At 71.1% G+C, this 17,839-nt stretch carries 13 protein-coding genes and 1 pseudogene; 7 read left to right on the top strand and 7 right to left on the bottom strand.

The features are described from left to right. Positions 1 to 115: 115 nt before the first annotated feature. Positions 116 to 904 carry a helix-turn-helix domain-containing protein gene (locus IA22_RS0125475; RefSeq protein ID WP_030124951.1) on the bottom strand — a complete coding sequence of 263 codons (789 nt, stop codon included), beginning with the start codon at positions 902 to 904 and terminating at the stop codon, positions 116 to 118. A 250-nt stretch (positions 905 to 1,154) separates the two neighbouring features. Here IA22_RS0125475 and IA22_RS0125470 point away from each other — a divergent pair, with 250 nt between their 5' ends. The 3 genes and pseudogenes from IA22_RS0125470 to IA22_RS34255 all read left to right on the top strand — a co-directional run bounded on the left by IA22_RS0125470 (position 1,155) and on the right by IA22_RS34255 (position 3,731). Then, complete coding sequence (locus IA22_RS0125470; protein ID WP_014153565.1) at positions 1,155 to 2,513, top strand: MBL fold metallo-hydrolase; 1,359 nt, start codon at positions 1,155 to 1,157, stop codon at positions 2,511 to 2,513. A gap of 112 nt (positions 2,514 to 2,625) precedes the next feature. Continuing rightward, positions 2,626 to 2,991, top strand: a complete 366-nt coding sequence (locus tag IA22_RS0125465; protein WP_030124950.1) for a rhodanese-like domain-containing protein — start codon at positions 2,626 to 2,628, stop codon at positions 2,989 to 2,991. Then, positions 2,988 to 3,731: pseudogene (locus IA22_RS34255) on the top strand (sulfite exporter TauE/SafE family protein). Before IA22_RS0125465 ends, IA22_RS34255 begins: the two are co-directional and overlap by 4 nt. Positions 3,732 to 3,855: 124 nt before the next feature. On the opposite strand, the gene IA22_RS0125455 reads toward IA22_RS34255, so the two are convergent. Then, the gene (locus tag IA22_RS0125455) at positions 3,856 to 4,143 is read right to left on the bottom strand and encodes a metal-sensitive transcriptional regulator (RefSeq protein WP_014153568.1); all 288 of its coding nucleotides are present in this window, start codon (positions 4,141 to 4,143) and stop codon (positions 3,856 to 3,858) included. A 515-nt stretch (positions 4,144 to 4,658) separates the two neighbouring features. Between IA22_RS0125455 and IA22_RS0125450 the strand changes: the two genes are divergently transcribed. After that, the gene (locus tag IA22_RS0125450) at positions 4,659 to 6,323 is read left to right on the top strand and encodes a M4 family metallopeptidase (protein ID WP_030124949.1); all 1,665 of its coding nucleotides are present in this window, start codon (positions 4,659 to 4,661) and stop codon (positions 6,321 to 6,323) included. Between the two features lie 229 nt (positions 6,324 to 6,552). Here IA22_RS0125450 and IA22_RS0125445 read toward each other — a convergent pair whose 3' ends face one another. Together IA22_RS0125445 and IA22_RS0125440 are read right to left on the bottom strand one after the other, a co-directional pair. Continuing rightward, positions 6,553 to 7,569 carry a hypothetical protein gene (locus tag IA22_RS0125445; RefSeq protein WP_030124948.1) on the bottom strand — a complete coding sequence of 339 codons (1,017 nt, stop codon included), beginning with the start codon at positions 7,567 to 7,569 and terminating at the stop codon, positions 6,553 to 6,555. A gap of 435 nt (positions 7,570 to 8,004) precedes the next feature. Next, positions 8,005 to 8,877, bottom strand: a complete 873-nt coding sequence (locus tag IA22_RS0125440) for a hypothetical protein (RefSeq protein WP_030124947.1) — start codon at positions 8,875 to 8,877, stop codon at positions 8,005 to 8,007. Between the two features lie 124 nt (positions 8,878 to 9,001). Here IA22_RS0125440 and IA22_RS0125435 point away from each other — a divergent pair, with 124 nt between their 5' ends. Both IA22_RS0125435 and IA22_RS0125430 read left to right on the top strand, forming a co-directional pair. Continuing rightward, positions 9,002 to 10,261 carry a restriction endonuclease gene (locus IA22_RS0125435; RefSeq protein WP_030124946.1) on the top strand — a complete coding sequence of 420 codons (1,260 nt, stop codon included), beginning with the start codon at positions 9,002 to 9,004 and terminating at the stop codon, positions 10,259 to 10,261. A gap of 124 nt (positions 10,262 to 10,385) precedes the next feature. After that, on the top strand, positions 10,386 to 11,477 hold the full coding sequence (locus IA22_RS0125430) for an AfsR/SARP family transcriptional regulator (protein ID WP_030124945.1): 1,092 nt from the start codon (positions 10,386 to 10,388) through the stop codon (positions 11,475 to 11,477). Here IA22_RS0125430 and IA22_RS0125425 read toward each other — a convergent pair whose 3' ends face one another. Continuing rightward, complete coding sequence (locus IA22_RS0125425) at positions 11,478 to 12,146, bottom strand: cutinase family protein (protein WP_030124944.1); 669 nt, start codon at positions 12,144 to 12,146, stop codon at positions 11,478 to 11,480. Positions 12,147 to 12,301: 155 nt separating this feature from the next. On the opposite strand from IA22_RS0125425, the gene IA22_RS0125420 reads away from it, so the two are divergent. Continuing rightward, positions 12,302 to 13,963, top strand: coding sequence for a PLL family lectin (locus IA22_RS0125420; protein ID WP_030124943.1), 1,662 nt, complete (start codon positions 12,302 to 12,304; stop codon positions 13,961 to 13,963). A gap of 92 nt (positions 13,964 to 14,055) precedes the next feature. Here the strand turns inward: IA22_RS0125420 and IA22_RS0125415 are convergent, their stop codons facing one another. Both IA22_RS0125415 and IA22_RS0125410 read right to left on the bottom strand, forming a co-directional pair. After that, positions 14,056 to 15,111: an alpha/beta hydrolase gene (locus tag IA22_RS0125415; protein WP_051694840.1), complete on the bottom strand. Its 1,056-nt coding sequence runs from the start codon at positions 15,109 to 15,111 to the stop codon at positions 14,056 to 14,058. 73 nt (positions 15,112 to 15,184) lie between these two features. Then, positions 15,185 to 17,641: a penicillin acylase family protein gene (locus IA22_RS0125410; protein ID WP_030124941.1), complete on the bottom strand. Its 2,457-nt coding sequence runs from the start codon at positions 17,639 to 17,641 to the stop codon at positions 15,185 to 15,187. Positions 17,642 to 17,839: the final 198 nt, after the last annotated feature.

Raw genomic sequence — 17,839 nt, 5'->3', positions numbered from 1 at the left:
GGAAGGGAGCGTCCGACAGATGGTGCCACCGGCCGTCGGCCCGCGACAGGGCGGACGGCCCCCGGTTTACGCCGGGTTCGCGGGCGCCTCGCACGACACGAGTGCGGGGCGAGTCCTACGCGTCGAAGAAGGCACCCGGCGTGGTCCCCATGACCCGGCGGAACGCGGCGATGAAGGAGCTGGGCTGCGCGTAGCCGAGCGTCTCGGAGACCGATGTCACGTCGAAGCCCTCGGCCAGCAGCGTCAGCGCCCGGTGCACACGCAGCATCTGCCGCCACTGAGCGAAGGAGAGACCTGTCGCCTGACGGAACGCGCGAGTGACCGTGCGGTCGCTGACCCCCAGCCACCGCGCCCACTCCTCCAGCGAGCGGGAGTCGGCGGGATCGTCCAGCAGGGCTTCGGCGATCGCCGCGGTCCGCGCGTCGCCGGGCAGCTGCAGGGCGAACTGGTGCTCCGACGGCTGGAGCACGTCGAACACGACCGACTCGGCCCGCGCCCTGGCCGCCGCATCGAGATCCGGGCGGGACAGATGGGTCAGCAGCGACTCGAGCAGCGGCGTCATCGCGATCGCCTTCGGCTCCCCGAAAGCGATCGGTGTGAGTTCGGGGGCGAAGAAGGCGTCATGGAACTCCGCCCCCGCGGTCGCCCGGCCCCCGTGCACCGTCCCGGCGGGCATCCAGAGCCCGTACCCCTCGGACACGGTGAAGATGCGGTCCTCCACCCGGGACGTCAGCGTCCCCCCGCGCACCCAGACGAGCTCGTGCATCGGATGGGAGTGCGGCGACCACTCCGTGGGGACGGCGGGAACCCGGAATCCCGCGGTGATGACGAAAGAGTCCTGCGCCCGCTGCTCCGGCAGCGCCGCGGACTGCCGCACCACCGTGTCCGCCTCACGCAGCCACATCCCGGAGCTCACCTCACCACGGACGACCGGACCATGCGGACGAGTCTATCCGGGGCCGCACCGGCACAGGGGGCCTGGCCTGCGAAGGGTCGGCGGGTGGTGCGGCGGCGGACCACGTCCCGGCCGTCCCCACCTGCCGGGCGCTACCTCCCGGCAGGGCGTCCACCCTCCTGGAAATATACCCCCGGGGGTAAGGTGTTACGGTGACAACATACCCCCGGGGGTACTTTTTCTACGAGAGGAGCGACCCGTGTTCTTCGTCGACACCATCGAGCTCGAAGGCCTGGGCAACCGCAGTTATCTCGCCGGCGGCGAGCGGTCGGCGGTGGTCGTGGATCCGCCCCGCGACGTCGACCAGGTCCTGGCCGTCGCGGCCCGACGGGGGGTGCGGATCTCCCACGTGGTGGAGACGCACATCCACAACGACTACGTCACCGGCGGCCTGGAGCTCGCACGCCTGACCGGCGCCGTCTACCTGGTCCCGGCCGGTGCGCACGTCTCGTTCGCCCGGACCCCCGTCGCCGACGGCGACACCGTCGACGTCGACACACGTCTCACCCTGGCGGCCGTGGCGACGCCCGGTCACACCCCGCACCACACGGCGTACGTACTCGCCGAGGCGGGCCGGCCGGTCGCTGCGTTCACCGGGGGCTCGCTGCTCATCGGCACGGTCGGTCGGCCCGACCTCGTCGAGCCGCGCCTCACCGAGCAGCTGGCACGTGCCCAGCACGCCTCGGCGCACCGCCTCGCCGACGCCCTGCCCGACGACACGGCGGTCCTGCCCACGCACGGCTTCGGCAGCTTCTGCTCATCCGCGCAGGCGGACGGCGACTCCACGACCATCGGGAAGGAGAAGGCCGGGAACACGGCGCTCACCGTGGACGTGGACACCTTCGTCGCCGACCTGGTCGCCGGGCTGGAGGACGTGCCCGCGTACTACGCGCACATGGGTCCCGCCAACGCCGCGGGGGCCGCTCCCGTCGATCTGACCCCGCCCGCGTTCGCGGATCCGGCCGAGATCGCCGCGCGTCTCGCGGCCGGTGAATGGGTGGTGGACCTGCGCAACCGGGTCGCGTTCGCACGGGGGCACGTGGCGGGCTCGTTCAACTTCGAGGCCGACGGCAAACTCGCCACCTACCTGGCCTGGATGATCCCCTGGGGCAAGCCCGTCACCCTCCTCGCGGAGTCGGCCGGGCAACTGGCCTCCGCCCAGCGGGAGCTGGTACGGGTCGGCATCGACCGTCCGGCCGCCGCCGCGACCGGCGGCCCCGCCTCATGGCTCCGCGACGGCGAGAGCGCGGCCTCCTTCCCCCGCGCCACGTTCGCCGAACTGGCGGCACAGGAGAGCGACGGGATCGTCGTGCTCGACGTGCGCCGCGCGTCCGAGCGCGCGGACGGCTGGATCGAGGGATCGGTGCACATCCCGGTCCACCAGCTGCACGGCCGTGTCGGAGAGGTTCCCGACGGCACGGTCTGGGTGCACTGCGCGGGCGGAATGCGCGCCGGGATCGCCGCTTCGCTCCTGGACGCCTCGGGACGGCGGGTCGTCGCCGTGGACGACGGCTTCGCCGCCGCGACGGAGGCCGGGCTGAGCGTCGTCACCGGCTGAACCGGTGCGCGCGGTACGGCCGACCGGGCCGAACACCCGGACCTCCCGAACCATTTGAGCAACCCCAGCAACCCCAACCACCCGACATGAGCCAGGAAAGGCGGAGCCGACGATGTTCCTCTTCCGAAAGCGCGAACAGCGCCTGACCGTGGGCGAGGCACGCGCCCGCACCAGCGGCGACCGGCCGGAGGCCGTCCTGCTGGACGTGCGGGAGAAGTCCGAGTGGAGGGCCGGACACGCCTCGGGCGCGGTACACGCCCCGCTGACCGGACTGACGGCGGGCGCCGCCCTGCCGGAGGAGGCCCAGGGCCGCCCGCTCGCCGTGATCTGCCGCAGCGGGCACCGCTCACGGCAGGCGGCGAGGCTTCTCGCCGCACGGGGCGCACAGGTGAAGGACGTGGAGGGCGGTATGAACGCGTGGGCCGCCGCCGGATTCCCGGTCGTCGACGAGCGCGGGAACAGCGGATCCATAGCGTGAGCCCCCTGATCCTCGCACTCGTGGCCGGGGCCGTCATCGGTCTGGCCCTCGGTGCCCTCGGCGGTGGCGGCAGCGTCCTCACGGTTCCCGCGCTGATCTACCTGCTCGGGTTCTCACCGGTGTCGGCGACCACGGCCGGCCTGATCATCGTCGCCGTCACCTCCGCGACCGCGCTCTACGCCCACGCGCGGGACGGCAACGTGGCCTGGAGGACCGGCGCGCTGTTCGCCGCGGCCGGCATCGTTCCGGCGGTCCTCGCCTGAGCCGCCGCCGGCCACCTCCCGGCAGCGGCACTCACCACGGCGTTCGCGGTCGTCGCGGCGCTGGCAGCCGTACGGATGCTGCGGCCCTCCGGCGCCGAGCCGCCGGAGCACATCCGGCCCACCGGCGCGGCGGGAGCGGGCGCCGGGCTCGGAGCCGTGACGGGCTTTCTCGGCGTCGGCGGCGGATTCCTCGCGGTTCCGGCGCTGGTGGGCGTCCTGGGTCTGCGTATGAAGCAGGCCGTGGGCACCAGCCTGCTGGTCATCACCGTCAACTCCCTCGCCGCGTTGACCGCGAGAGCGGGAACCGGTGGCGATCTGCGATGGGAGGTGATCGCCCCGTTCACCGGAGCCGCGATCCTCGGCGCCTGGGACGGAAAGCGGCTCGCGTCGAAGATCACGGGCCCCACCCTTCAGAGGGTGTTCGCTTTCGTACTGCTGGGGGTCGCGGCCTTCATGCTCGTCGACGCGATCGCCTGAGGCCACGGCCCGCCGCGCGCCCCCGACCGGGCAGGGCCGGCCAGGCGGGCCGGCCCGATCCCGACCTGGCCGGACGGACCGGTCGACCAGGTCGGACAGCCGGCCGGGCCTGGCCGCCCGCGGGTCAGGCCAGGGAGAGGAACAGCTTCTCCAGTCGGCCGCGCATCTCGTCACGGTCCTCACCGGAACGCATGCCGTTCTCCGTCTCGGTCAGGCACTGCTGGAGACCGGTGGCGATGATCGCGAACCCGGCCCGGTCCAGCGCGCGCGACGCGGCTGCCAGCTGGGTGACGACCTCTTCGCAGTCGCGGCCCTCCTCGATCATCCGGATCACCCCGGCGATCTGCCCCTGAGCCCGGCGCAGCCGGTTCAGGACCGCCTTCAGCTCCGCACCCGCCAGATCAAGCTCCATCATCACTCCTCATGAGATACCCCCAGGGGTAATGTACTCCCCTCGGTGGGGGCACCGTCGAAGGAATGCGGCCCCGGGCCGCCGCTCCCAGTATCGGCCTCCGTCGCACCGGCCCCGCGCGGAGGCCGGAGGCGCACTCCATCCCCACCGCGCCGGGCGTTCCCGGCATACGGGAACGGCCCGGAACAGGGGGTGCGCGCCCCAGGGGCGAGTTCAAGCCACCCGCACGACCGACTCCGGTCGCACAGGCCCCTCCGGCGACTGCATCGCAGCCCGTTTCACCAGCGACAAGCAACCGGCAGCGGGGCTCTGTACCGGCGCTTGTCCCACGTCGGGACGCGGCGTTCACAGGACCGAAACACTGCGGGATCAGGCGTGTTTCAGCCAACCACTTCGCCGCCTCATGACATGCACAGGGCACAAGTGCCAAAGTTCCATCGCACGCCGCACCCCCCTTTTCGGCGCCCCTCCGGCTGCCCCAACCCGTCGGGTCGCCCCCACAAGAAGGAGCTCCTGTGACCCACTTCTACGCGCGTCACAAGCGGACCACTCTGGCGATCGCCACCGCTGTCGCCGCCGGATCCCTGCTCGCCACCGGTATGACCACCGGTGCCGCGGCCCGGACCGCTGCGCTCCCCGCCGACACGCCTGCCCCGCTCGCCGGCTCGCCCCTCCAGCTCTCCGCCTCAGCCCGCACCGCCCTCATCCGGCAGGCCGACGCCGCCACGGCGGAGACGGCACAGGAGATAGGTCTCGGCGCACAGGAGAAGCTGCTCGTCAGAGACGTCGTCAAGGACGTCGACGGCACGGTTCACACGCGGTACGAGCGCACGTACAACGGCCTCCCGGTCCTGGGCGGTGACCTCGTCGTGCACGAGACCAAGGCGGGGAAGGCCGAGGGCGTCACCAAGGCCACGAAGGCGGCCATCAAGGTCTCCTCCCTCAAGCCGACGATCGCCGCCTCGAAGGCCGAGAAGCAGGCGGTCGCCGCCGCCGAGGCCGCGGGCTCGGAGAAGACCGCGGCCGACCAGGCGCCCCGCAAGGTCGTCTGGGCCGCCACCGGCGAGCCGACCCTCGCCTACGAGACCGTCGTCGGTGGTCTCCAGGACGACGGCACCCCGAACGAGCTGCACGTGATCACCGATGCCGCCACCGGCGAGAAGCTCTACGAGTACCAGGGCATCGAGACCGGTACCGGCAAGAGCCTCTACTCGGGCACGGTCACCCTCAACACCACCCTGTCGGGCTCGACGTACAACCTGACGGACGGCACGCGCGGCGGTCACAAGACCTACAACAAGGCGCACGCCAGCACCTCCTCCGCGGGCACCCTGTTCACCGACGCCGACGACGTCTGGGGCACCGGCGCCGCCTCCAGCTCCACCACCGACCAGACCGCGGCCGTCGACGCCGCCTACGGCGCCCAGAAGACCTGGGACTTCTACAAGAGCACCTTCAACCGCAGCGGCATCAAGAACAACGGCGTGGCGGCATACTCCCGGGTCCACTACGGCAACGCCTACGTCAACGCCTTCTGGGACGACAGCTGCTTCTGCATGACCTACGGCGACGGCTCGGGCAACACGCACCCGCTGACCTCGCTGGACGTGGCGGGCCACGAGATGAGCCACGGCGTCACCTCCAACACGGCGGGCCTCAACTACTCGGGCGAGTCCGGCGGCCTGAACGAGGCGACGTCCGACATCTTCGGCACGGGCGTCGAGTTCTACGCGGCGAACTCCTCCGACGTGGGTGACTACCTCATCGGCGAGGAGATCAACATCAACGGTGACGGCACACCGCTGCGCTACATGGACAAGCCGAGCAAGGACGGCGGCTCCAAGGACTACTGGTCCTCGACCCTCGGCAACCTCGACGTGCACTACTCGTCGGGTGTCGCGAACCACTTCTTCTACCTCCTCGCGGAGGGCAGTGGCTCCAAGACCATCAACGGGGTCAGCTACAACTCGCCGACCTACAGCGGCTCCACGGTCACCGGGATCGGCCGGGCCAAGGCACTGCAGATCTGGTACAAGGCGCTGACGACGTACATGACGTCGACGACCAAGTACTCGGGCGCCCGCACGGCCACGCTCTCGGCGGCGTCGTCCCTCTACGGCTCCACCAGCACCGAGTACAAGGCTGTCGCCGCCGCCTGGACCGCGGTCAACGTCAGCTGACCCGGAGCGGGGCGGCCCTCCTCCCCGACGCCCGCGGCTGACGTCGCCGCACGGCGTCTTCGCTCGATCGGTTCGACACGTCCGGCGTTCCCGCCGACGTCATGGCGCCCGGCCCGGGGCCTCCTCTCCACCCCGGGCCGGGCGCCTCGGCCATGCGCAGCCGCGGTGGGCAGGCACTCACTTGCCGGAGTCCCGGTGCAGGCCGGGGCGCGCAGGGCACACGGGCCGCTCAGGGCGTGCGCATCAGGTTGCGGAGACTGGCGACGAGAGCCGGAACGTCGCGCTCGGCCTCGTCCGGAGCCGCGTCATCGGACGATTCCGGCTTCCGGTGCGCCGTGCGGCAGGGCTTGCAGAGGCCGTCCGGGAGGGCTGCGACCGGGCCGGGGCGGCCGCATTCGGTGCACTCCACCAGGAGGCCGCGCACGGGGGTGCCGGGCGGGAGGCCCCGGGTCGGTGCGGGTGCTGCGGGCAGGTGGGGCGGCATCTTGTCGGTGAGGCGGCGGCGTACCAGGCCGACGGGTGATCCGATGCGCTCGGGCAGCCCGGCGGTGAGCGCCGAGGTCAGGTAGTCGGCGCTGACACCGCGTGCGAACCAGGCGGCGGCAAGTGGTTCCAGCGCGACGCAGTCGGCGGCGGAGAGCGCCAGGCGGGGCTCGCGGCGGCCGAGTTCGGCGAGGACGAGACAGGCGGGGGACGGGGCCGCGACTGCCGTGGGGCCGGCTGCGTTCGGCTCGTCCCGCGGCGGGTTCGGGGAGGTCCGCATGGTGATATCCGCCTGCGCGCCGCGCTGTCGGGGCAGGATCGGCTCGGCGGATCGTACGGGCGCCTGCTCCGGGCCGGTGGCCGCCTCGCCAGCCAGCATGGCGGTCCACCACTCGTTGTCGTGGGCGGTGCGGGACCAGTAGGTGAGCGTCACCCACCGGCATCGACCGTCCCCTTCGACCCGGCAGCGCACGCGGCGCAGATGACCGGCGACGGCGAGGGCGCGCAGCGCTGTGCCGATCGCCATCTGGCCGTACAGCGGCAGGTCCTTGGCCAGCGACTTGATGTCCATCGCGGCGCCGTCGGGCAGGTGGTCGAGATACCCGGCGACATAGCGTTCCCGCTCGGGCAGGGAGGCGAAGGCGCCTGCACCGGAGGGGCCTTGGGCCGGGACGGTCTGCTTGCCGTAGCCGGTGTGGGCCTTGCGGTAGGGGCGCGAGGCTGCGGGGGCGGGCGGGGCGGAGCTAAGGTGCTGGATAGCCACGAGATCGTCCTTATTGGGTGTTCGATCTTGGGTCAGACCCCGGCCGGTGCAGTGAACACCGCGTCGGGGTCGTCTCGTTGTGGGCACCGTAAGCAGCCGCGACTCTCCGCTGCAACTCGATCACGATTAGTCATACTTGCTGGCCGTGACGGGGAGGGGAGGGGGGCAGGTTTTCCCAAGAGCCCTTACCTACCACCCGGATGAACAACACCGCTCGAATCCCGGAGCCCGAAGCCCGACCCTCGGAACCCGAAGCTCGAGCGCCGGTCCGGGGCCCCTCCCTGGAAACTCGAACGAGTGAGGGAGGGCACCGCGACGCTCGAACCCCGAGATTCGAGATCCGAGCGCCGGAAAGGGAGACCGCACGACCACGGCACGGTCGGGGAGCGAACCCGACGACTCCTGATCGCCCTCCCCCGTGACCCGATCTGCCGGCTACCGACGCTTCAGGACACGCCACTCGCGGCCCGGCTTCGGGATCTTCACCTCGTCAGCCGCCTGACGGCCCTCGTCCTGGATGACCTCACCCGTGATGACCTCACCCGTGATGACCCGGCCCCCGACCGGCCTGGCGAGTTCCAGGCCGGACAGATGCGCCTTGAGCCTCTTCGACATGGGGCGGAACGTCGCAAAGGTGAGCCCGCCGGACACCGCGGCCCCGACGAGGGGAATCGCCTTCGAGACGGACTTGGCGAAGGTCTGCTTCGTCATCTCCACACCGAGGTACTGGGCGACCTTCTTCACGATCGGATAGACGACACCGTGGGTCAGCGCCTTCTGGGGCAGCTTCTTGGCCATCTGCTCGGAGAGCATCCCCGCCACCTTCCCCACGGCGGCGTTCGCGGACTGGGTCCCGAACATCACGCCGACGAAGAGCGTGAGCACTCCCTTGGTGTCGTCATCGAGATCGTCGTTGTCGGCGGAGAACAGATCGGGCCAGCTGTAGAGGTAGGCGAGCTTCTGCGAGATGCGCAGCATGTGGCCGACGTACTGGGCCAGATCGGCCGGCACCGTGGCGGGCAGGGCGAGGACTCCAGGAAGACCGGCAGCCGCGGAGAGCGCGCTCACCTTGGCCGTCTCGTAGCGGATGGAGGCGTCGGCCACCCTGTCCAGAACGTCGAGAGGGATGCCCGCCGCCGCGGGGGTCTCCGCCATCGCCTGGCGCAGTTGATCCTCCGAGCAGTGACGGGCCAACGCCGCCCGGAGGTACGCCTCCCGGTCGACCCGCACACCCGGAAGCCTTGCCGCGCCCGCCAGAAGAGCGGAGAAGCGGGACTCCGCGTTCTCGCTCATTTCGCCCGTGACCATGCCAGGAAAGTACAGCAGCAGGGTGACCCGTATCCCTCGAATCGGTCATCGTGATCGCGGATCGGCGCCGCGGGAGAAGGACTCCCCGTCTCCGGAGAGGGACGCCCTGCGATAATTCACGGCTGTGACCAGCGAGAACAACACGAGAACGGGAGCCGGGACCGGCCCCGCACTACCGGAGAGACGCCCGGTCCGGTCCTGGCAGGACGCCGAGCACAATGCGGCGGCCTGGATGCGGTACTGGGGCTACGCCGACGCACGGGCCAAGCCCGGCGGGCCCGACGGCGGCATAGACGTGCGGTCGGCGCGCGCACTCGGTCAGGTGAAGTACGTCGCGGCGGCCGTGGGCCGCCCGGAGCTGCAACTCCTCTTCGGTGCCCGTGGCCGTCTGCTGGACCGCCAGTTGCTCTTCTTCACGGGCAGCAGTTACGCCGCACCCGCCCTCCAGTACGCCCTCGAGAACGACATCGCCCTGTTCGTGTACGGCCTCGACGGGTCGATGGAAGCGCGCAACGCCCCGGCGCGGCGCATCATGGACCGCGCCCGGGCCGCGGAGTCCGCACGCGCGGCCGAGGCGCGGGCCGGGAGCCGGGGACGACGGCCGGTCGGACAGACGCGACCCGTCCCAGGAGCGGCACAGGCCCCCAAGGCCGACCGCCAGGAGGCGCTCCGGCGGTTCGCGGCGGCGGCCCGTGACGCGGCGACAGACAGACGGCCCACGACCGAGGGGCGACCGACGAGCGCACCGGGACCGGCACCGGCACCGGCACCGGCACCGGCACCGGGAGCCGTCGCACCCGAGAGCACCACCCGCACGTACTCCGCCGCCCGGGACGCTGCCCGGGACGCCGCCACCGTGGAGGAGCGGAACACACGCGCGCCCTCCCCTGCCACCCCCCACCCCGCCGCGGACACCGGTCCCGCTCCGGGCGGGCGCGTCGCGGTCTCTCCGGGGTACGGCTCCCGGGGCCCCGCCACCCCGCCCCACGGCCCGCATCCGCTGCCCGCCGCACCGAAGGAGCGGCGTCCCGGGACCGAGCGGATGCTTCTCGGCCTCTTCCTGGCTTTCGTCGCGCTGATCCTGCCGATGGGGGATTCGTACACCCCGCAGCCCGGCCGGGTCGCCGCGACGGTCCTCATGCTCGTCGTCCCCTGCTGGCTGCTGACGTGGGGCGCTGTCACGAAGTCACGGCGGCGCTTCTGGCCGGTCGGGCTGAGCCTCTTCCTGCTGCACCTGTCCCTGGCGTGGGCGACCAACGCGCAGCTGTGGCAGGGCGACGCCTCCGACCTGCTCCTGCCGACGCTTCCGATGGCGCTGTGCCTGCTGACGTCCACGCTGCTGATCCGGTGGCACGCCCGCACGGGTGAGGCGGACGGGCGGTAGGCGTCCGTCACGGACGCGGTCGCGGTGTCACTCCGGATCGTTCCGGATGCCCCTCCCGACGCCCCGCCCCGTACGTTCTCCAAGGCGCCCGTAAGACCGACGCGTCCGGAGACCGGGAGCAGCGATGCCGACGACTGTCACCACCGACCGCCTCTCCGCACCCGCCGCCGCGCTCAGGCCTCAGGAGCGCCAGGTGCTCTCCGCGGTCGGCTGCGGCCTGCGGGACGACGAGATCGCCGCCGCGCTCGCCCTACCAGAGGACGCCGTGGCCGAGCATCTCGCGGGGATCCTGCGCAAGCTCGGGCTGCGCGACCGTACCGCTGCCGTCGTCCACGCCTTCGACTGCGGTCTGGTAGTCCCCGGACGTGGCCCGCGCACCCGGCACACGAGGCCGGTGCGCGGGGCCGCCGCCGCACGCGCGGCGGAACCGAGGGTGCGGATCTCCCTGCTCGGACCGCTGCGGGCATGGCGGGACGGGCGGCCCCTGGACCTGGGACATCTGCGCCAGCAGGCCGTGCTGGCGGCCCTGGCCCTGGGCGCGGGGCGGCCCCTCAGCAGGCAGGAACTCCTCGACGACGTATGGGGGGTGGAGACACCGGCCGCCAACGTGGTGCCGGTGTACATCTACCGGTTGCGCAAGGCGCTGCGCGCCGGGGACGGCACGGACCCGGTCATCGAGCGCGGGCCTCGTGGCTACCGGCTGGTCCCCGGCGCGGTCGAGGTGGACGTGGCACGCATGGAGGAACTGGTCGCCGGCATCGCGAAGGCTGCTCGGGCGGGCGGACCGCACGAGACGGTCCGCCTCTGTGCCCGGGCGCTGGAACTGTTCCGCGAGGAACCGCTGGCCGGTCTGCCGGGGCCGCTCGCCGAACTGGAGCGGCTGCGGCTCACCGAGCGCAGGATCGCCATCGCGCGCCGGAAGGTGCAAGGGCTGCTGCGCCTGGGCCGGGACACGGAGGCGATCGCCGAACTGTTCTCCCTGTCCGCGGCACACCCTCTCGACGAGCCGCTCGCCGCGATGCTGATGCACGCGCTCCAGCGGAACGGCCGCCAGGCCGACGCCCTGACGGTGTTCGAGCGCGCCCGCCGCTGCCTCGCCGACGATCTGGGGGTCTCTCCGAGCCGGATGCTGCGGGAGACGCACCGGATGATCCTGCGAGGTGACGAAGCCGGCCCGGGGACCCTCCCCCCGGCCGGATCCGTCACGGGCGCCTGATCACCAGGAGGCCGGATACCAGGCGCCGTTGTACCAGGTCTCGTTGGCGCTGTCGTTGTGGTGATCCATGTTGAAGTCGTTGGGGTAGTTGTTGACGTGGTTGGCCGGGTACGTCCAGATGCCGGCCGACTCGTCGCAGACGTAGTCCCAGTGGCAGATCGTCTTGACCGGCACGTTGCCGTAGAACGTGTCGGCTCCGGCGAGCGGTGCGCCGATGATCCCGCCGAACGGCACCGATCCCCCGCTCGCGCCGGGGCCGCCCTGGCGCTTGGGGTCCGCGATCAGAACGGCGTTCACGTTGCCGAAGGTCTGCCAGTTCTCGGTGACCCAGGTGTGCACCACCGCCGCGCCCAGGGAGTACCCGCCCATCTTGACGTGCTGGCCCGGGCACACGGCACGCTGGTCACGCACCAGCCGGTTCAGCTCGTTGACGCCCGCACGGGCGCTGGCGCCGTTGGGGATCTGGGTGGGGTACCCGACGTGCTGCTGGATGTTGCCGGTGAAGCCGTCGTTGTTCCACGCGCTTCCCGTGCCGCCGACGACGATCGTGTACGTGCCCCCGCACGGAGCCGCAGTCTCCGCCGCCTGCGCCGTGGACGCCTGTGCCACCGAAAGGCCTGCCGTCAGCAGAAGTCCGGCCACCGCGGCCGTCGTCCTCTTCACTCGCATTCGCTTCTCCCCTGTGTGGTGCCTACGCCTCACGACCTTGGCAGGGGCCGATGACATGGCGATGAAACGCGTGGCAGGCCCGATTCCATCGGCATTTCATCGGTGCTTCCTACTGTCGGCCGCCGACGACCGGACCGCACGACGGAAGGCACAACATGGCGAGACGCGGCTTATCCCGCATATTCACCGGACTGGCTCTGATGGCCGGTGTCTGGGCATTGATCCTCGGAACGACCGCATCGGTCTCGTTCGCCCGCACCGGCCCTGTTCCGGGGCAGGGCGACGACCGGTCCGGTGTCTCCCACTACTTCGCCGGCCCGGAAGGCCTGGCCATTCCGACCGAACCGTGCGATCCGGCCGGGCCGTCGGCCACCGACGGCATCATGGCCGGCCAGCTGAACCCGCAGCTCGGCGCGAAGATGGCGGGCTATCTGGACGCGTACAAGATGTCCTGCGCGCGGATGGTCACCCAGGCGGTGAAGGACCGGGGGCTGAACCCGAGAGCCGCCGCGATCGCCATCGCCACGATCATCGTGGAAACCAGCATGAACAACTACTCGCAGGCCGTCGACCACACCAGCATCGGGCTGTTCCAGCAGCAGGACTGGTGGGGCACCCGGGAGCAGCGTCTGAACCCGGCCTACGCCACGAACGCCTTCCTCGACGCCATGGAACGGGTTTACCCGGGCGGCTCGTGGAACACCGCGCCGATCGGTGACGTGTGCTGGCGTGTCCAGCAGCCACGGGAGGACCTGCGCCACCTCTACGGGATCGAGGCAGGCGACGCCACGCTGATCGCCAACGCCCTGTGGGCGGGCACGAGCACGGGCCCCGAGCATCCGTACGGCTCCGGCCGGGTGGTGTCCGGGCGGTCCGCGGACGGACGGCTCGAAGCGTTCGCCGCCGGTGCCGACGGCGTCCATCACGCCTGGCAGACCACCGTGAACGGCGACTGGTCGACGTGGCGCTTCGTCGGCGGCCCGCGCGACGCCCAGTTGGCCGTGGCGCCCAACGCGGACGGGCGGCTTGAGTTGTTCGCGCTGTCGGACAGTACGTTCGACCACATGTGGCAGACCGGGCCCAGCGCCGGGTGGTCCGCCTGGGAGAACTTCGGCACCGGGGGACATCGTCTGGCCGCGGGCAACAACGCCGACGGCCGTATCGAGGTGTTCGCGTCCAACACCGAGGGTGTGTTCCACCGCTGGCAGACCGCGCCGAGCGGCGGCTGGTCCGGGTGGGAGGGCACGCACGGGGGCCCGGCGAACGCGCGTCTCGCCATGGAGACCGCACCGGACGGGCGGCTGGAGGTCTTCGCGCTGTCCGACTCGACGTTCGAGCACCTCTACCAGAGCGGCGTCAACGGCGGATGGTCCGCCTGGGAGAACTTCGGCAACGGAGGTCGCTCCGTCACGGCGAGCCACAACCGGGACGGCAGGCTGGAGGTGTTCGCCTCCAACGCCAACGGCGTCTTCCACCGCTGGCAGACCAGCCCCACCACCTGGTCGGCATGGACCGGCACCGGCGGGATCCGCGACGCCGAGCTGACCACGTCACGGACGGTCGACGGACGGGTCGAGGTGTTCGCGATCAACGACACGACGGCGAGCCACGCCTGGCAGACCGCTCCCGACGCGGCGTTCTCGCAGTGGGAGACCTTCGGTGGCGGGGGCACGTCGATCGGCGCGGCCAACAACGCCGACGGCCGCATCGAGGTGTTCGGTACCAGCCACGCAGGGGTCTACCACCGGTGGCAGACCGGCTTCGCCACCTGGTCGCAGTGGGCCTGGCTGAACGATTCCGGGCCCGCGGTCACCTGAGGGGCGGTCCGGGTACGGTGAGTTCAGCGCGCACATCCGCCGTCGTCCCGCAGGCCGGTCCAGTGGCCGGGGACGACGGCGGACGCTGTCCGTCAGGCCGCGAACTCCCTCTCCAGCCTGGGGATCAGGTCACGGAGGTCCTGTTCCCAGCAGCCGCCGTTGTGGCCACCGTCGCACCGGGTGCCCCAGGCCGCCCCGTCGCCGTAGTTGACGTAGTAGTAGGACATGCCGAGGGCGTCCATGGCCGCCTTGACGTTCTTGGCCGCGCCCGCGACCCAGAACTCCGGTTCGAGGGGCGAGCCGCCTCCGTCACCGACGTAGACGGACACTCCGACTCCGGCTTCGGCCAGTACGCCCATGTGCTGCGAGGGGTCGACCTCGTTCCACCGCCAGTCGGCGTTGAACACCGGGTAGGGCGAGCCGAACGCGGCGTCGCTGTCGACACCGGGCTTGTACGGGGAGTCGTTCGGGTCGCAGGTTCCGGACGCCGAGGCGCAGATCGCGCCCGTCGCGTCGATGAGGGAGGCGACGACGGCCAGCCGGAGGTCCATGGACCTCGCCGACATGTCGATGTCCCCCGACAGGGACGCGGTGTGGCTGAACAGGTCGGGGCGGGCCTGGGCGTAGTGGAAGGCGCCGAAGCCGCCCATGGAGACGCCGGCGATGGCCCTGGCCTTCTTGGTGGGGATGGTCCGCAGGTTCGCGTCGATGAACGGGATCACCTGCTTCAGGTGGAAGTTCTCCCAGTTCTGGGCGCCGGCCGCGGTCCTCTGGTTGAGCCAGTTGGCGTACCAGCCCCGGGCGCCGCCGTCCGGGACGACGGTGATCATCTCGTCCGACATCGACAGGGCCGGGTAGTTCTGCTGGACCGGGTCGTCGGGCGAGCCGTGCAGGAAGTACAGCACCGGGTAGCGCCGGCCGGGATCGTCGTAGTAGCCGTCCGGCAGAATGATCTTGATGTGCTGCTCGCCCGCGACCTCGGGCGTGGTGACCGTGAGGTAGAAGTTGTCGGCGCTCCCGGTCGCCTCGCCGACCCGGGTCAGGCCGAAGCCGTCCGCCATGGGCGGCGGCGTGGAGCTCTTGTCCGCGGCCTGCGCCGGGCCCGCCGGCGCGACCACGGCCACGGCCACGGCCACGGCGGCGAGCATCCATGCCGTCGCCGGCCTCCACCAACTGACTTTCCTTGTCACTGTGTTCCCCCTTGTGAATGTGCAGGCACGCTCAGTCGAGAACCTTGATCAGCAGGTCCGGTGAAGCCGCGATCTGCTCCTCCGTGAACCGCCCGGTCACCCATCCGCCGGCCGAGAACAGCTTGGTCTGGTCGGCGTGGTGCGGCGACTCCGGGTCGGCCGACTGGGAGTAGGCCAGGACGGAGAAGGCCTGCGGAGGACCTTCCGCGGTGAACCGCACCTGTTGGACGAAGCTCGATCCGAAGACGACGTCCTGTGTTCCGTCGACCTGGCCGGGAGTGATGACGTTCAGCACCCCCAGTTGGCCGATGGAGCCGTGGACCGGGATCTGCTCACCACCGCGGGTGACCTTCTGGACGTCCGAGAGCGGGGCGTCCAGCGGGACACCCGCCTTGCGCAGCGCCAGTACGGCGCGGCCGAACGCGTCACGGACGGCGGAGTTCCCGGTGTCCAGCGAGTTGGGCGTGTGCACCGGGTCCTTGGGGTCGAAGGGGACCCGCCACGGCAGTTTCGCGACTCCCTGTCCGTTCAGCAGAAGGGACCAGTAGTTCGCGAAGAGCCACGATCCCCTGCTGTCCGACGTGTAGTCGTGGCTCTTCCAGGCGGCGAGGACCGGGCAGGCCTCGCTCACGTTCACCAGGTTGCCGTCCACCAGGATGAGGCCGAAGGCCACGTTCCGGCACATGGTCACCGTGGCGTCGAGGGCGAGGTCGGCCGCCCTGCTGTTGTCGGCGAACAGCAACTGCCCCATGGTCTCGGGGGTGAAGCCCTTGCCCGGCAGGCCGTCGGTCCCGTTGATCCGGTTCTGCGCGGTCAGGATCAACTCCTGGGTACGCAGGGACCGGGGTGCCGAGGTGTCGCCCATCACCCGGGGATAGGTCAGCGGCTGCGCGGGGTTGGCGAGCCAGGGGCTGTCGTTGGCGTTGCCCGCGAAGTCGGTCCGGATCAGGCGTGGTTGCTCCTTCGGATCCAGCAGTCCAGGGGCCGCGGCGTCCGGGTCGTCGGGCCAGTCGCACGCGCTGCGCTTGCCGTCGAGGATGGAGATCGGCGGCACGTTCGACAGCGGGAGCGCCTGGTCGAACAGCAGCTTGCCGGTCTCGGTGAGGCACGACCGCGCGTGGGCGTCGGTGATGTTCGGGGTGGCCTGGATGTCCGCGTAGAGCGCGTTGCCCGTGCGGTCGGAGGCGACGGTGTTGAAGAACGGGACGCCCTGTGTGGTCTCCAGGATGCCGACCACGTCGTGGACGTCCCGGGCCTGGTCGAGGCCGAACCAGGTGTTCAGCGCACGCAGGTTGTGCATGTTCACGTCGCGCACCGCGTGCGCGCTGACCACCCAGGGCAGCGGGACGCCCTGCATCGACGTGGTGACCGGGCCGTAGCGGGTGGACCACAGGGTCCTGGTGACCGTGGAGAGGGTGCCGCCCGGCTCCAGCACCTCGACCTCCACCCGCTGCGAGGTCATCCGCTCCCAGGCTCCGTCGACCAGGTACATGGTCGGGTTCAGCGGATCGACCTGTACGTCGAACAGCCCGAAGGGTGCCACCGTGGCGACGGTGTGGCTCCAGGCGACGTCGTCGTTGTGCCCGATGTTCACGGCGGGAAGCCCCAGCAGGCTCGCCCCGGAGACGTTGACCTTGCCCGGGATGGTCAGCTGGCTCTGCCACATCCGGTTCTTGCCCTGCCACGGGAAGTGCGGGTTGGCCAGCAGCATGCCGGTACCACCGGACACCCCCTGCGAACCGACGGCCAGTGCGTTGCTTCCCATGCTGTCCCGACGGCTCGAGGCCATCGCCTCACGGACCTTCGCCGCGGTCCTCCCCGGTGTCGACCGTGGCTGCGCGGCGTCCGCCCCCACCGCGGGAGCGGCGTTCACCTGGCCGTCGAGCAGGGGGTCGGCGCTGCCCATGATGATCTCGGCGTGCGCGTGCCGGTAGACGTCCAGCTCCGTGATCGGCCGTACCCAGGCGGCGCCGCGGCACGCCGGGTCGGAGATGTTCTCCGCGCCCGTCTCGGCCAGGTACCTGTTGTATCCCCGGACGTAGCCGCGAATGGCCTCCTCGACCTCCGGCTCCGGGCCGTCGGGGGCGGGCTGGTCCAGCAGTCGCTCCACCACCCTGTCGTCCTTGATCCGCTGGAAGTACAGGTCGCTGTTGAGGTTGCTGGTGCTGTTCTGGGTCTGGCCGGGGCTCGCCCTGCCGTCGGGCCCCAGATAGCGGGACCGCTGGGCGTCGACCATCAGGTAGGTGTCGGCGAGGGTGCAGATGTTGTCCTTGGCCGCCGCGTATCCGTAGCCCGTCCCCAGCCCTTCCCAGTCCGAGGCGATGATGTGCGGAATCCCGTACTCGGTCCAGCGGATCGTGGGCTCGTCCGGGCCGGGTGCCGTCCCGGTCCCCCCGGCCGCCGGACCGCCGGCCGCCAGCGTGCTCATCACCGCCACCGCGGCCACGACCGCCATCGGCAGTCTCGCCCTGCGTCTCCTCCGTGCCATCGCTGTCCTTCCCCTGTCGTACGGGCCGTCGCCCGAAGGAGGCCACGCTAGGGACGGGCGATGAAATCCCGATGACCGGTGGCGAGCGCCCACTAACCGACGTGCGCCCGTCTGTCATTCCGTAACCTTCCGGGGTCTTCGGGAGCCGCCCTGTTGCTAGCTTCCGTACCGCCCGAGCGCACGGCCCCGACCGACCGT

This window comes from Kitasatospora papulosa, assembly GCF_000717245.1.
Taxonomy (GTDB): Bacteria; Actinomycetota; Actinomycetes; order Streptomycetales; family Streptomycetaceae; genus Streptomyces; species Streptomyces papulosus.
Note: the sequence above shows the minus strand (reverse complement) of the source record. Positions and strands in the feature narration are given on the sequence as shown.